Source organism: Butyricicoccus sp. AM05-1, assembly GCF_003474415.1.
Taxonomy (GTDB): domain Bacteria; phylum Bacillota; class Clostridia; order Oscillospirales; family Butyricicoccaceae; genus Agathobaculum; species Agathobaculum butyriciproducens.
Window position 1 is genome coordinate 70,779 of sequence record NZ_QUDG01000008.1, and the last position, 14,451, is coordinate 85,229.

General features: G+C 58.2%; 13 protein-coding genes. 2 read left to right on the forward strand and 11 right to left on the reverse strand.

Annotated elements, in window-relative coordinates:
* Positions 1 to 12: 12 nt before the first annotated feature.
* From DW088_RS11385 to DW088_RS11405, 5 genes are all read right to left on the reverse strand, one after another.
* Positions 13 to 894 carry an aldose 1-epimerase family protein gene (locus DW088_RS11385; protein ID WP_118360811.1) on the reverse strand — a complete coding sequence of 294 codons (882 nt, stop codon included), beginning with the start codon at positions 892 to 894 and terminating at the stop codon, positions 13 to 15.
* 196 nt (positions 895 to 1,090) lie between these two features.
* Positions 1,091 to 1,438, reverse strand: coding sequence for an Hpt domain-containing protein (locus DW088_RS11390; protein ID WP_118360812.1), 348 nt, complete (start codon positions 1,436 to 1,438; stop codon positions 1,091 to 1,093).
* Between the two features lie 14 nt (positions 1,439 to 1,452).
* Complete coding sequence (locus DW088_RS11395) at positions 1,453 to 3,834, reverse strand: diguanylate cyclase (protein ID WP_243029891.1); 2,382 nt, start codon at positions 3,832 to 3,834, stop codon at positions 1,453 to 1,455.
* A gap of 276 nt (positions 3,835 to 4,110) precedes the next feature.
* The gene (gene feoB, locus DW088_RS11400; RefSeq protein WP_243029893.1) at positions 4,111 to 5,958 is read right to left on the reverse strand and encodes a ferrous iron transporter B; all 1,848 of its coding nucleotides are present in this window, start codon (positions 5,956 to 5,958) and stop codon (positions 4,111 to 4,113) included.
* The gene (locus DW088_RS11405; RefSeq protein ID WP_117752354.1) at positions 5,955 to 6,194 is read right to left on the reverse strand and encodes a FeoA family protein; all 240 of its coding nucleotides are present in this window, start codon (positions 6,192 to 6,194) and stop codon (positions 5,955 to 5,957) included. Before DW088_RS11405 ends, feoB begins: the two co-directional genes overlap by 4 nt.
* Positions 6,195 to 6,314: 120 nt before the next feature.
* Here DW088_RS11405 and DW088_RS11410 point away from each other — a divergent pair, with 120 nt between their 5' ends.
* The gene (locus DW088_RS11410; protein ID WP_118360815.1) at positions 6,315 to 7,253 is read left to right on the forward strand and encodes a S1 RNA-binding domain-containing protein; all 939 of its coding nucleotides are present in this window, start codon (positions 6,315 to 6,317) and stop codon (positions 7,251 to 7,253) included.
* 57 nt (positions 7,254 to 7,310) lie between these two features.
* Here the strand turns inward: DW088_RS11410 and DW088_RS11415 are convergent, their stop codons facing one another.
* The gene (locus DW088_RS11415) at positions 7,311 to 8,561 is read right to left on the reverse strand and encodes a replication-associated recombination protein A (RefSeq protein ID WP_181967685.1); all 1,251 of its coding nucleotides are present in this window, start codon (positions 8,559 to 8,561) and stop codon (positions 7,311 to 7,313) included.
* A gap of 272 nt (positions 8,562 to 8,833) precedes the next feature.
* Here DW088_RS11415 and hisC point away from each other — a divergent pair, with 272 nt between their 5' ends.
* Positions 8,834 to 9,889, forward strand: a complete 1,056-nt coding sequence (gene hisC, locus DW088_RS11420) for a histidinol-phosphate transaminase (protein WP_118360816.1) — start codon at positions 8,834 to 8,836, stop codon at positions 9,887 to 9,889.
* Positions 9,890 to 9,960: 71 nt separating this feature from the next.
* Here the strand turns inward: hisC and DW088_RS11425 are convergent, their stop codons facing one another.
* The 5 genes from DW088_RS11425 to secD all read right to left on the reverse strand — a co-directional run bounded on the left by DW088_RS11425 (position 9,961) and on the right by secD (position 14,345).
* The gene (locus tag DW088_RS11425; RefSeq protein WP_118285680.1) at positions 9,961 to 10,227 is read right to left on the reverse strand and encodes a phage holin; all 267 of its coding nucleotides are present in this window, start codon (positions 10,225 to 10,227) and stop codon (positions 9,961 to 9,963) included.
* The gene (locus tag DW088_RS11430; protein ID WP_117752359.1) at positions 10,224 to 10,469 is read right to left on the reverse strand and encodes a hypothetical protein; all 246 of its coding nucleotides are present in this window, start codon (positions 10,467 to 10,469) and stop codon (positions 10,224 to 10,226) included. Before DW088_RS11430 ends, DW088_RS11425 begins: the two co-directional genes overlap by 4 nt.
* A 93-nt stretch (positions 10,470 to 10,562) precedes the next feature.
* Complete coding sequence (locus DW088_RS11435) at positions 10,563 to 11,153, reverse strand: HD domain-containing protein (protein WP_118360817.1); 591 nt, start codon at positions 11,151 to 11,153, stop codon at positions 10,563 to 10,565.
* Between the two features lie 59 nt (positions 11,154 to 11,212).
* Complete coding sequence (gene nrdR, locus DW088_RS11440) at positions 11,213 to 11,668, reverse strand: transcriptional regulator NrdR (protein ID WP_117488782.1); 456 nt, start codon at positions 11,666 to 11,668, stop codon at positions 11,213 to 11,215.
* 286 nt (positions 11,669 to 11,954) lie between these two features.
* Positions 11,955 to 14,345 (reverse strand): protein translocase subunit SecD, encoded by a 2,391-nt coding sequence (gene secD, locus DW088_RS11445; protein WP_118360818.1) that lies wholly within the window; start codon positions 14,343 to 14,345, stop codon positions 11,955 to 11,957.
* Between the last annotated feature and the right edge of the window lie 106 nt (positions 14,346 to 14,451).

Sequence of the window (14,451 nt, forward strand, 5' to 3'; positions counted from 1 at the left end):
ACGGTGGATAACTTATTCATCGATGATGGTGGTGAACGTCAGGGTTTCGCTCTCGTTTGGATTCAGCTTGCGGATGCCCTGCTTGTGCTCAATGGCATGGTCAAGGTGATTGCCGTCCGGCAGGGTGCTCCACGGCTCGAGGCAGACGAATGGCACCTCGAAATCCTTGTACGGGCTCCACACTGCAAAATAGTCGAAGTCGGTGAAGTCCATCGTCACACGGCGGCGGTTCTTCGTGCTGGCAATGGTTGCCGTGCGGAACGGCAGACCCTCGGTCATGACCGCATCGTTTGCAAACAGCTCGCGGGAAATCGGCAGCCTGCCGTCGGTCAGCGGAACGGAAACGCGGTCGGCGGTCAGCATGACGTTCTCGTCGGTTGCAATGCGGCTGAGCGCGTTCGTGCCCTCAAACTCCACATAGTAGTCGGTTATCTTCTCGCCGTCCTCCCAGCAGAGCGTGTAGGCGTCATGGCCGCCAACCTCATAATACATCACGGAATCGCTCGTATTCTTGACGATATGCTCCTTTTTCAGCGCATTTCCGTCCAAAGTATAGCGCACGGTGCAGATAAAATCCCACGGATACATCTTCTTCGTGTACTCGCTCGGCGTGAGCGTGAATTCCGCACAGGTGCCGCTGATTTTCTGTGCCTGCCACTCCAGATCGCGCCCGAAGCCGTGCTGCGTGATCTCATACGGCTTACCGTCCACCGTATAGGTCTTATCCTTGAGCCGTCCCACGATTGGGAACAGAATGGGCGCATGGCGTTTCCATGCCGCCGGATCGCCCTTCCAGACGTATTCCGTGCCGTCCTTTTTGCTCGTAAAGCGGGTCAGTTCGGCACCGAATTCGTTAATTTCCACGCAAAAGCGTTCGTTTTCCAATACCTGCATGGGTCTTTCCTCCTTTACTTGAGGCAATACCACATAATTAAAGCTGCGGCTCCTTGCGCAGGCTCCGGTCGCGCTGCCGCGGCGCTTTACGCAAATCGCTCTTGTTCAATTATGTGGTATTACCTTAAGTTCAGGATACCCACTTTATCCGGTAAAGTCAAGAAAAAAGGACGAACCAACGGTTCGTCCTTTGCTTTTACTCAAGCTCCGAAATCGCTCTGCGGATTGCGGCATCCTGCTGCTCCACAGCGTCGAGCAGGCTCCTGTCCTCGAGCGGCTTATTGCCTCTCATGGCCTCGGTCAGCACAGCGCTGACCTGATACAGCCGCTCAAAGCCAAGGTTCTGCGCTACGCCCTTGAGGGTATGCGCACCGCGGAAGGCAGCCTCCCAGTCCTGCTGCAGGGCCGCGTTGTGCAGGTCGGCGCAGGTCGGGTCGTCCTGATACTTCTTCACGAACTTTTTCACCATGTTCTCATTGCACAGGCGCTGCAGCGTGTCCGCATAATCGCCGCCGATCTGTGCGTAAAACTCTTCCAGATTCATGTATGTACTCCTCCTCAGGTCTGTACGTCGTTGCGCTTTTGCTTTGCCCAGTACATCAGCTTGTCCGCCCGGCGGATGGCCTCGACCAGCGGATGCGCCTGATACACACCGCCGATGCTGACGGTCGGGTGGATATTCTCGTACTGCGGTATTTCGGTTGTGTACACGGCTCCCCGAATGCGCTCGAGTGTCGAACGGAATTTCTCCGCCGGGATATGCGACAGCAGCAGCACAAATTCATCGCCGCCGTAGCGGACGAGTGTGTCCGCTATGTTGACGCGCGAGAGAATGACGTTCGCAACGTGCCGCAGCACCGCGTCGCCCGCAAGGTGGCCGTATTCGTCGTTGATCTCCTTAAAGTTGTCAATGTCGATCACCGCCAGTGCCTCCGCCTTTTCCAGCTCGGGCTGCTGGTCCTCGAGGTAGCGGCGCCCGTACGCGCCCGTCACCGGATCCAGATAAAAATCCTCTCCGTGCGAGGCATCCAGCCGGAACTGCCGCCCGCCGCTCGTCACCCAAACGCTGTCGCTGAGCCTGCTGCCCAGCTCGAGCACGCACTCGCGTCCGTCCACGAGCAGATAGCGCGAAATCAGCTGATACGCGCACTCGTCGGTAAGCTCCAGCTTGCTCATGCGCGTCTTTTCCTCCATGCAGCGGCGGGAAATACATCTGCTGCATCGCTTTCCGTGATTCCACACCGGAGAGCACGGCAGGACGCGGTCCGAGAACGTGCCGTCCGCATTCAGCTGCAGGATTTCGCCCCTTTTCGGATCAACCAGCCGCACCACATCAAAAATACGGCTCATGCCCTCCATTGAAGCCGCAAGCTGTCTTCCGGTGACAGCGCCGGAATCCGGCAGCGCCATTTCCGGCAGCATGATATCGGTCTGCATCTCGCGGAACTGACCGACAGCGCCGAGATACCGCGGCTTGGCGTCACTCGACCAGAGCGCACGAGCCGCGAGCATGTACTCGTGTTCCCAGCCGTTCTCCGGAAACCGCAGGGTGATCGGCATGCTGACATCCGGAGCATCCCGCGTGGTAACATACAGCGCGTTTTCCAGGCGATGAAGGTCATCCTTGCTGAAGATCGTGAATTTTTCCGTATCCGCCGCATCATACAGACGGCTGCCAAACGGCAGCGTATCCGTGTGGTCCGTCACAGAGATGGTGCGCGTTGCCGCATCATAGTCGAACTGAATGCCGCAGGACTGCTTGGCAAAGAAGTCGGTCTTGATACGCTCGGTCTCGAGCGCCTGAATCGAGCGCCCGACCTGCGGCGTCGCCTGCTTGAGCATCATTTCGGTCGAAAGCTGCTGCGTGTGCGCCGTGCTGTGCATATATCCCTCGTTGGCCTCGCGCAGACGCTCCCTGATCTGCAGCGACGCATCGAGCAGGCACTCGAGCAGCAGCGGATTGAACGTGCCGCACTCGCCGTTTACGATCATCCGCAGGGCGGTCTCGTGGTCATACGCGGACTTGTAGCAGCGCACGCTTGTCAGCGCGTCGTACACATCGGCAACCGAAACGACCTGCGCCGCAATCGGGATCTCCTCGCCGGTCAGGCCGTCCGGATAGCCGCGGCCGTCGTAGCGCTCGTGATGCCAGCGCGCGATCTCATACGCGGTCTTGAGCAGCGGCTCCTCATTCGAGAACGGCAGGTCGTGCAGGATATCCGCGCCGACCGTCGTGTGCGACTTCATGATCTCAAACTCTTCCTTTGTCAGCTTGCCGGGCTTGTTGATGATCTCATCCGGAATACTGACCTTGCCGATATCGTGCAGCGCGGACGCACTCGAGATCAGCTGAATGTCCTCCTGCGTCAGCGAATAGCGGTCGGTCTTCTGCACCAGACGGTTCAGCAGCACCTCGGTAATGGTGCGGATGTGCAGCACATGCGGGCCGCTCTCGCCGTTGCGGAACTCGACAATATGGCTGAAGATATTGATCATCAGGTCGCTGATCTTCTCTTTTTCGTAAATCTGCTCGGCGGCCAGCCGCATCAGCCGCTTCTGCTTGGCAGCCAGTATCAGCGCGTTGACCACGCGGCGGCGCACGACCATGCAGTCGAACGGGCGGCTGATATAGTCGATAACGCCGAGGTCGTACGCGCGCTCGATGTGCTCGATGCCGTTCTCCGCCGAGATCATCACCACCGGGATATCCTCGATCTGGCGGTTGTTGTTCATCGCGGTCAGTACGTCAAAGCCGTTCATCTCCGGCATGACCATATCCAGCAGGATAAGGTCGATATCGGTGTGCGCCCGCAGCAGCTCGATCGCGCGTGCGCCGTTTTCCGCCTCGATAAAATTGTATTCATCACCAAGAATATCGGCTAAGATCGTGCGATTCAGCTCGGAATCATCTACGATCAGAATCGTGCTTTTCTCTTTCATTCGTGCTAAAACCTCCTGCCGGTCAAGCAATAGATACCGTGATTGATTGATCACAGGCCGCATAAAACAAATCGTGTTCCTGCATGCATCTGCATGCATAAAAGCCGAGGTCTGCAGGGCAGAAAACCGGCAGGGATAACGCTAAAATAATCCATTAGTATGATAACATTCTTTACAGGTTTATGCAAGCTATTTTGTTTTGAAAATGCAGATTTTTTAACATTTCACACGTTTTACCCTAAAAAAAAAAAAAAAAACGCACTTTTTTCCTGCTTTTCAGCCTGCCGAAGCAAGCATGCAGCGTATCAATATGCAAAAGGCAAGCCCGACTCCCGCAGGAATCAGCACCGCCGCCAGTGTCCACTTTGCGCTGCGCGTCTCCTGCAGGATGGTAAGGCAGGTTGTCGAGCACGGTGCATGCGCCACGGTGAGCACCAGTGTGCAGAGCGCGGTCTGCACCGTCCAGCCGTTTGCCAGCAGCAGCGCACGGAAGGAGGCAAAGTCCACGCCGGAGACAATCGTGCCGGACGAGAGGTAGCCCATCACGATGAGCGGCATGACCAGCTCGTTCGCCGGAAAGCCGAGGATGAACGCAAGCAGAATCACGCCGTCTATTCCGAACACCCGCGCTGCCGGGTCTAAAAATGCCGTGATGTGCGACAGGATAGCTGTATTCCCGATCTGCACATTGGCGAGCAGCCAGATGAGCACGCCCGCCGGAGCCGCCACAGCGGCGGCTCTCGCAAGGACGAACAGCGTCCGGTCGCGCACGCTGCGCACGATAACGCGCCCGATCTGCGGCATGCGGTACGGCGGCAGCTCGAGCGCAAACGACACCGCCTCTCCGCGCAAAACCGTTGCCGAGAGAATGCGCGACACGAGCAACGTCAATCCCACGCTTGCCGCGATGACGCCGGTCAGCAGCAGCGCGCCGCCTGCCGCGCTGCCCGCGAAAAACACCGCGCACAGAAAAATAAGCAGCGGAAACCGTCCGTTGCACGGCGCAAAGCTGTTGGTGAGGATGGCGATCAGCCGCTCCCGCGGCGAGTCGATGATGCGGCAGCCTGTCACGCCGCAGGCGTTGCACCCGAAGCCCATGCACATGGTCAGGCTCTGCTTGCCGCTCGCTCTCGCGCACTGGAAGGCGTGGTCAAGCTGAAACGCCACGCGCGGCAGGTAGCCCGCGTCCTCGAGCAGCGTGAACAGCGGGAAAAAGATCGCCATCGGCGGCAGCATGACCGAGACCACGGTTGCCAGTACGCGCCACAGCCCGTCGGTCAGCATCGAGACGAAAAACGGCGGCAGTCCCAGCTTCGCAAGCGCACCCGCAAACGGCGTGCCGAGTGCCAGAAGATGCGTGCTCAGCCACTCGCTCGGCACGTTTGCGCCGAATAGAGTGATGTAAAACACGCCTGCGAGCAGTAAAAGCATGAGCGGCACGCCGAGCCTCCGGCTGAGGATCACATCGTCCGCTTTATCATCCCGCGCGCAGACGCATTCCGACTGCTTGACGCACGTCAGCGCGATCTCCTCCGCGCGGAGTGCCGCCGCTGCGGTTGCAATATCGTCCCTCTGCTCCTCCGTCAAATCCTCGTCCATCGCCGGATAGCGGATAGCGGTCGGGTGCGTTTCATTTTCGCCTGCCGCCGCTCGGCGTATCGCGGCTTCGAGCTCGTGCAGACCCTTTCCCTGCCGTGCGGCGCACGGTATCACCGGTATGCCAAGCTCCCGCTCGAGCGCGGCAACATCAATCTCAATGCCCTTTTTCGCGGCTTCATCCATGAGATTCAGGCACAGAATGGCGTTTTTCTGTACCTCCAGTACCTGCAAAGCAAGGATGAGGCTGCGCTCCAGACAGCCCGCGTCCGCCACGAGCACCACCGCGCACGCCTGACCCGAAACCAGAAATTCCCGCGCGGCACGCTCCTCCTCCGAGTGCGCCCGCAGCGAGTAAGTACCCGGCAGGTCGGTCAGCGTCAGACCGCCGCCGCGCAGCCTGCCCTCGGCGCACGCGACTGTTTTTCCGCTCCAGTTGCCGGTGTGCTGACGGCTGCCGGTCAGGGCGTTGAACACGGTCGATTTGCCGACGTTCGGGTTGCCCGCCAACGCCACGGTGCGCCTCATGGCTGCACCTCGATTTGAGCGGCATCGCATTTACGCAGGGCAACCACCGCGCCGCGTATCCGGTACGCGATCGGGTCGCCCGAGAGCGCACGCCGCACACAGGTTACGCGCGTGCCCGGCACTAACCCTAAATCCTGCACGCGCCGCCGCATGCCGCCGCTGAGGTGCAGCGCCGCGACCCGCGCCCGCTGTCCGTCCCGCAGCGCCGACAGCGAAATATTTGCCGAATTCGCCATTCCAATCAGCCCCTTATCCATAATTTCTGCTTACAGACTATGCGCTTTTGCGAAATTTGGTGCTACTCTGCCCTGCCTGCACATATAGTAAGGCAGACCCCAAAGGAGGCTCGGCTGCATATGAAAACAAGCGAATCCTATCTGCCCGAGGGCAGCTACATGGTACAGCCTGCGGTTCGGCAGGCATTTTCAACGCTCGGCGCACTGCGGCAGGCGCAGGACGAGGGACGCATTCTGGAAGCTGTCGCACAGCGGTGCACCGCCGCGCACGACCTGCTGTTCGACCTCGGCATCGCGCAGGGCATCCTGCCGCGCGTGTCCTGCGCGCTCGGCGTGGCGGAGGGCGACACGCGCGAGATTGCCATCCTGTCGCGTGTAGGCAAGCCCACCTGCTTCGTCGTCACCGATATCGACGAGAGCACGGACCCGCCCACGGCATGGCTGTCGCGCACCATCGTTCAGCAGAAGGCGCAGGACCGGCTGCTCGATTCCCTCCGTCCGGGTGACGTGATTCCGGCGCGCGTAACGCATCTGGAGCCGTTCGGCGCGTTCGTGGACGCAGGCTGCGGCGTGCCGTCGCTCATCGGCATCGAAAATCTGTCCGTGTCGCGCATCTGCCACCCGAGCGACCGATTGACCGTCGGGCAGTCCATTCTGGCGGCTGTCCGCACCGTGGAGCCGGAAAACCGAAGAATTTCGCTCACCCACCGCGAGCTGCTCGGCACCTGGGCGCAGAACGCGGCGCTGTTCTCCGTCGGTGAGACCGTGCGCGGCGTTGTCCGCTCCATCGAGCCGTACGGCGTGTTCATCGAGCTTACGCCCAACCTGTCCGGCCTTGCGGAGCCGCGTGCGGATCTTCATCCCGGCATGGCGGTATCCGTGTACATCAAGTCCATCCTGCCGCAGCGGATGAAGGTAAAGCTGACCGTCATCGACGTTCTCTCGCCGTATGACGCACCGACACCGCCACGGTATTTCATCACGGGCGGACATATTGATGCGTGGACCTATACGCCGGTTGGATGCGATAAAAAGCCGGTTAAAACCGTTTTCGAGTAAACAGCAAAAAATGGAGAATGAAACCGTCACGTTCATTCTCCATTTTCCATTTTTCAATTATTTCTGATTTTTCACTCTATCCCAGTACGCTTTTGCGGCCTGTTCGGTCTTATTCGGGCCGTATTCGTAGTATTGTGCGCCGCGCAGCTCCTCGGGCAGATACTCCTGCTGCACCCAGTGATTAGGATACATATGCGGATACTGATACGTCAGTCCGCGGCCTAATTTCTTTGCGCCGCCGTAATGCGCATCCTTAAGGTGCGCCGGAATATCGCCTGCCCTGCCCGCCCGAATATCGGCAATGGCGGCATCAATACCATTGATGGCACTGTTGGATTTGGGCGCAGTTGCCATCAAAATGATCGCCTCCGCGAGCGGAATCCGCGCCTCGGGCAATCCCAGCTGAAACGCGCTGTCCACGCACGCCTTGACGATGGCGGCGCACTGCGGGTACGCCAAACCGATATCCTCACTCGCAATAACGAGCATGCGCCGCGCCGCGGAGATCATATCGCCTGCCTCGAGCAGCCGCGCGAGATAATGCAGGGCGGCATCCGGGTCGGAGCCACGCACGGACTTCTGCAGCGCCGAGAGGATGTCATAGTGGCTGTCACCGTCGCGGTCGTAGCGCATATTCGAGCGCTGCGCCGCCTGCTGCGCGTCCGCGAGCGTGATGCCGTCCGCCCCCGCACCGGAGACGAGCAGCTCGACCGCGCCGAGCGCCTTTCGCACGTCGCCGCCGACCGCCTGCGCGATGTAATCCGCCACGCCGTCCTCGACCGGCTTTGCGTCCTCGCCCATCGCAAGTTTCAACGCACGTTCCACTGCACGGCGCATATCGGCAGCCTCGACCGGCTTGAACTCGAATACCGTGCAGCGGCTTAAAATCGCGTTGTAGATGTAAAAATACGGGTTTTCCGTCGTGGATGCGATGAGCGTGATCTTGCCGGTTTCGATGAACTCCAGCAGGCTCTGCTGCTGCTTTTTGTTGAAATACTGGATCTCATCGAGGTACACGAGCGCACCGTTCGGCGCAAGGAAGGTGTCCAGCTCGTCAATGATCGCCTTGATGTCGGCAATGCCCGCCGTGGTGGCGTTTAAGTGGTATAACTTGCGGTCGGTCTGCTGCGCGATGATGGACGCGACCGTGGTCTTGCCCACGCCGGACGGCCCGTAAAATATCAGGTTCGGGATGCTGCCGCTTTCAATGACGCGGCGCAAAAGGCCGTTTTCGCCCAGTAAATGCCGCTGCCCGACCACATCGTCCAAAGTCTTCGGACGGATTTTGTCTGCTAAAGGTTGGTACATAATTTCACCTTAACCATTTTTTTCGTAGGGCGTGACAAGGTGAATTGCCCTGCAGGGCAAGAGATGGTCCTCTGGAGGACGACCTCGGCACGCCGTTGTAAACCATCTGCATACCGTTCAATGCGGCGCGCCGAGTCGTCGCGCCCTACGATTATCGTTCATATGTTATGAATTATATCATAAATTTTCGTTATCGACAAACCCTCTTGACTTTATCGCTTTATTATGATAAACTATCCCCATCAAAGAAAACGAACACAGGAGGTCTCCCCATGGACAAGCCTTTTCTCGATAAGCTGCGCAAGATCGACCCGTATGTGCCGGGCGAGCAGCCGAAAACCGACAATATCATCAAGCTGAACGCCAACGAGAACCCGTACCCGCCCGCGCCGTCCGTGACCGAGGTTCTGCGCACGTTTGACGCCGCAAAACTTGCGATTTACCCGGATGCGAACGCGAAAGCACTCAAAACCGCTATCGCAGAGCGGTTTGACCTGCAGCCGTCGCAGGTATTCCTCGGCAACGGCTCGGATGATGTGCTCGCGCTAGCGTTCCAGTCGTTCTTCTGCTCGGACAAGCCCATTCTCTATCCGGACATCACCTACTCGTTCTATCCGGTGTGGTGCGATCTGTTCCGCATTCCGTACGAAAACATGCCGCTCGACGAGGATTTCTGCGTCAATGTGCGTGATTACGACAAGCCGAACGGCGGTATCGTGCTGCCGAACCCGAACGCGCCGACCGGCCGCGGCGTAACGCTCGAGTTCCTCGAGGACCTGCTGCAGCACAATCAGGACTGCGTTGTCATCATCGACGAGGCGTATGTGGACTTCGGCGCGCAGAGCGCGGTTCCGCTGCTCGGCAAGTACGAAAACCTGCTCATCGTGCAGACAACCAGCAAGTCGCGCTCGCTCGCGGGCATGCGCATCGGCTACGCACTCGGCTCGGAGACGCTGATTTCCACGCTCGAGGCGGTTAAAAACTCGTACAACTCGTACACGATGGACGCGATCGCACTTGCTGTCGGTGAGGCATCCATCCGTGACGAGGATTACTTCCAGCAGACCTGTCGTAAGGTCTGCACCACCCGTGACCGCTCGGCGGAGGCGCTGCGAGCGCTCGGCTTTACCGTACTGCCGTCGCTGACAAACTTTCTGTTTGTCACCCATCCGAACAAGAAAGCGCCGGATATCTTCGCCGCCCTGCGCGAAAAGGGTATCTTTATCCGCTATTTCAAGCTGCCGCGCATTGATAATTACCTGCGTATCACCGTCGGCACGGATGAGCAGATGGATAAGCTTATCGCCGCGCTGAAAGAGATTCTGTAAGAAAAAACCCTCTCAAACGAGCAATGTCAGTAAGTTAAGCTGGCATTACTCTATGAGAGGTTTTTTTCTGTTTACTTCTGCGGAATGGTATACTGCCTTGCCCGTTCGCTGTCCGCGACACCCTTAGTTGTCGGGTCATTGACGGCGTTCCACACGCTCGACAGCACAAGGAACAGGCAATACGGATTGCGCACCGCATTGCAGAGCAGCGCGCCGACGCTCTCCCAGGTGGTGAGGTCAGCGGCGGTCAGACCGGCATACGCCAGCACCGCGGCGAACGCACTCACGACGATCTGCACCCAGAATACCGGATTCCTAAGCCGCACCTTCCAGTTCACTCGACTTCCTCCTTTTCTAAATCACTGATGCGGTGGTTAGCCACGCGGACACGCTCGTCCAGCAGCGCGACTGCCTGCTCCAGCCTGAAGGTTCGGGTGATGAGGTTATTGTGCTTTTCGACCTTCTTTTCAAGCTGCTCGATGCGGTAATTGACCAGCTTGCCGGAGACGATAATGCCGCCGGCCGTGCCCGCCAGCGTCCCCAGCAGGCTCAGTCCCGCAATGATGATCTCAGCTGACACGTTTTCACCTCCTTGCTTCGCATAAGTGCCTGCACCCATACGCCGTTCGGCGGCGAAAATTGACCACGAATGGTCAACTCGATCGAAATTTTTTTATTTTTCTTTGAGCGCACCCTTTTTGATGTTCGCCTGCAGAATGTTATCCGTCAGCTCATACAGGTACGCCGAGCCTTTCTCCGTGCGGCTCTGGCGGCCGTAGACCTGCTTGGCGGTCACATCGTGGTCAGCCCAGTCGCTGCCGCCGTTGCTGTTGTTGAGCAGGAGCGGCTGCAGATTGTCCATCGCGTGGGCAAAGTGCGCCTCGGCGGTCTCATCGGCCTCAAATTCGTCAAAAACAGCCATCAGCTCGTGCTTCTGGTCGTCCGGCAGGAGCGAATAAATGCGCTGCTTTGCCGCGTCCTCGCGCGTCTTCTGCGTCTGCAGACCGTCGGCGTCGTAGGCGTAGGTGTCACCTGCGTCAATCTCCACCACATCGTGCAGCAGGCACATGAGCATGACCCGCGCCACATCCACCGGCTCGTTGGAATATTCCTGCAGCAGATACGCCATGATGGCCATGTGCCATGCGTGCTCGGCGTCGTTCTCGCGGCGGCCGTGGCCGGAGAGATGCGTCTGCCGGAAAATGTTCTTCTCCTTGTCGATCTCAAGAATGAAATCCAGCTGTTTCTGCAGCCGTTCGTCCATAAATCTGCCTTCTTTCTGCCGAAATGAAAACGGGTACAGCCTGCGCCATACCCGCCGAATTATTTATCTTTGAGGAGCGTGTTCAGCTCTTCCATAAAGGTGTTGATGTCCTTAAACTGGCGGTAGACCGAGGCAAACCGCACATACGCGACCTCATCAACCTTACGCAGCTGCTCCATGACAAGCTCACCGATGACCTTGCTGGAGACCTCGCTTTCGAGCGAGCTGAACAGCTTCTGCTCGACGTAATCGACGATCTGTTCCATCTGCATCAGCGAAACCGGGCGTTTCTCGCAAGCCTTCACCAGACCGTTGAGCAGCTTCTGTCGGTCGTACGCCTGCCGCGTGCCATCGCGCTTGATCAGCATAAGCGGCATTCGCTCCACCGTTTCGTAGGTGGTAAAGCGTTTTCCGCAGTGGAGACATTCACGTCGGCGGCGGATGCTGGTACCCTCGTCCGTCGGACGGGAGTCCACGACCTTGCTGTCTTCAAAGCTGCAAAATGGGCACTTCATCGTACTTCCCCCTTGTGAACACCGCTTCACGCGCGTGGTTTGTTATCTGTCTGCTGTTATTATACTACGCGCGGTGCTGTTAAGTCAATTTTTTATTGTGATAAAGCGGCACCTTTTCCTGCCCTCCGGGCGGCTTCTTTTCTGCACCGGCTGTGCGGGGTACTCGAACTGCCGCAGGCGGGTTCGCCCCTGACAGGGCGGCAGCTTTTTTCAGCACCGGCAGTTCGAGTGCCCCGCTCAGCCGGACGCAAAAAAGGCACCCGAACGGGTGCCTTTTCGATAGTCGTTAGATCTTGCGACGGCGGCGGAACTTCTTACGGAAGAAGCCCCACAGACCGGTAGACAGCATAACGGACGACCAGCCGCCGGCCAGGATACCGACGATCAGCGGCAGGGTGAACTGCTTGAGCGACGGAACACCGAGAATGTATACCATGCCGATGGTGAACAGCGTGGTAAGCGTGGTGTTGATGGTACGGCCCATGGTCTGCCAGATGCTCTTCTCGCCGATGACCTCAAACGGCTCCTTGCGCGCGGTGCGCAGGTTCTCACGAACGCGGTCGAATACGATGATGGACGCGTTGATGGAGTAGCCGAGGATGGTCAGTGCAGCAGCGATGAAGTTGCTGTCGAGCGGAATCTGCAGCAGAACGTAAACGCTCAGCATAACGAGCAGGTCGTGAACCAGGCAGCAGATCGCAGCCAGACCACTGGTCAGCTCGAAGCGGAAGGTGATGTACAACAGCATCAGCAGGATTGCAAGGATCGAGCAGAGGAATGCCGAACGCTGCAGGTCGCTGCCGACAGAAGCGGATACGTCGTTGTTGTTGAGGATATCGGTATCGGCAAGGCTGTACTTCTCCAGCATCTTGTCGATCACGGCAGCACGCTGCTCGGAATCGATCGAGGTGGAGCGGATCAGCACGTCCTCGTTGCCGTCACCGGAGGAGGTTACAGAGGATGCGTCCACGCCGGTTGCGTCCTTGAACAGATCGCTGACCTCGGTCTGGATATCCTGCGTAACAGCGGTATGCATGTTGAACTCCATCTCGGTACCGCCGGCAAAGTCGATGCTCAGGTTGAACAGGTTCTTGCCGAACGGCAGCAGGATCAGCGCGACAAGGCCGGTAGCGACCAGTACGACAGAGATACCGCCAAAGATCTTGAAGTTCTTGAGGATCGGGAAATGCTTCTTCTCTTCCTTGCGCTCGCGCAGGCCGTAAGCCTTCGGATTGCGGATGTGGAAATCAACCATGCGGTTGAGCAGGAAGTGCGTGATGGTCAGCGCGGTGAACATGGACACGATAACACCGATGCCCAGCGTGGTAGCGAAGCCGACGATCGTGCCGGTGCCGAGGAAGAACAGCACGCCGCACGCGATCAGGGTGGTGATGTTGGAGTCCAGAATTGCGGTGAACGCACGCTTGAAGCCGGAGTCGATGGCGCTCTTGACGGTCTTGCCGGCAGCCATTTCCTCCTTGATGCGCTCGAAGATAATGACGTTTGCGTCAACCGCCATACCGATGGACAGGATGATACCTGCGATGCCCGGCAGGGACAGGTTTACGCGGATAACGCTGAACAGCAGCGCCTCGATAACCATGTAGAAGCACAGAGCGAAGCAGGAAACAACGCCCGGAACGCGGTACATGATGATCATGAACAGCATAACGAGGATCAGACCGATCATACCTGCCTTCAGGCTGGAGCTCATCGCGTCTGCGCCCAGCTGCGGGCCGACAGAGCGAAGCTCTACCTGCTTGAGCGAGAACGGAATCTGACCTGCGTTGATGAGGTTTGCCAGCTCGGTCGCGCTGTCGCGGGTGAACGAGCCGGAGATTACGCAGCTGTCGCTGTCGATCTTGGAAGAAACGGACGGTGCGGAAATAACCTGATCGTCCATGACGATAGCCATCACGTTGGTGCCGTCAGTGCGGGCCGCGATGCTCTCGGTCGCTTCAGCAAACTTCTGCTTGCCCTCAGAGGTAAACTGTACCTCTACATAATGGGTATCCGCAACTTCGTTGCCGGTCGGGCGGCCATAGCCGTAAGTAGCTTTCTTAACGTCAGAGCCGGTCAGCCACTCCTTGCCGTCAGCATCAACAAAGGTGAGCTGTGCGGTGGTGCCGAGGGTCTGTACGGCCTCCTCCGGGTTGGTGATCTGCGGGATTTCGACCGTTACGCGGTTGTCGCCGCTGAGGGATACGGTAGCCTCGGTAAAGCCCTTACCGGTCAGTCGCTGACGGATGACCTTCTGTACCGAGTTCATGTCGTCGGATAGGTTGTTGGTGTCGTAGCCGTCCGGGATTTCGGCCTCGTATACGATACGGGAGCCGCCGACCAGATCCAGACCCAGACGGATACCGTTGTCGGTATCGAGTACGCTCGGGATGATGGCCTTCAGACCGGAGTCTGTAGTGTCTGCGGAATCGGTCGAAGCCGAGTCAGCAGAGGTGTCAGCAGACGCATTCGTGCTGTCTGCCTTGTTGTCCGCCTTGTCTGCGCTGCTGTCGGTAGACGAGGTATCGCTCGTATCCGTCGCAGACGTGTCGGACGTTGCCGTGTTCCGGAACGGCATGGTCCAGCCGCCCGGAATGTACACTCCTGTTACCGCCGTCACGCCGAGGAAAATGATGATCAGCATGACCGCGATAAAGGAAGTTACACTCTTTTTCACTTGCAAGTGCCTCCTTTAATTTTTTTGTTACACAACTGATTTAGTATACAGCATAATAGCCAAAAAGTCAATCATTCTGCATGAATTGTGCAACATTTATGCGCCA

Coding starts and splice junctions, on each gene's coding strand:
- DW088_RS11385 (WP_118360811.1), bottom strand. CDS start 894: ATGCAGGTATTGGAAAACGAACGCTTTTGCGTGGAAATTAACGAATTC.
- DW088_RS11390 (WP_118360812.1), bottom strand. CDS start 1,438: ATGAATCTGGAAGAGTTTTACGCACAGATCGGCGGCGATTATGCGGAC.
- DW088_RS11395 (WP_243029891.1), bottom strand. CDS start 3,834: ATGAAAGAGAAAAGCACGATTCTGATCGTAGATGATTCCGAGCTGAAT.
- feoB (WP_243029893.1), bottom strand. CDS start 5,958: ATGAGGCGCACCGTGGCGTTGGCGGGCAACCCGAACGTCGGCAAATCG.
- DW088_RS11405 (WP_117752354.1), bottom strand. CDS start 6,194: ATGGCGAATTCGGCAAATATTTCGCTGTCGGCGCTGCGGGACGGACAG.
- DW088_RS11410 (WP_118360815.1), top strand. CDS start 6,315: ATGAAAACAAGCGAATCCTATCTGCCCGAGGGCAGCTACATGGTACAG.
- DW088_RS11415 (WP_181967685.1), bottom strand. CDS start 8,561: ATGTACCAACCTTTAGCAGACAAAATCCGTCCGAAGACTTTGGACGAT.
- hisC (WP_118360816.1), top strand. CDS start 8,834: ATGGACAAGCCTTTTCTCGATAAGCTGCGCAAGATCGACCCGTATGTG.
- DW088_RS11435 (WP_118360817.1), bottom strand. CDS start 11,153: ATGGACGAACGGCTGCAGAAACAGCTGGATTTCATTCTTGAGATCGAC.
- nrdR (WP_117488782.1), bottom strand. CDS start 11,668: ATGAAGTGCCCATTTTGCAGCTTTGAAGACAGCAAGGTCGTGGACTCC.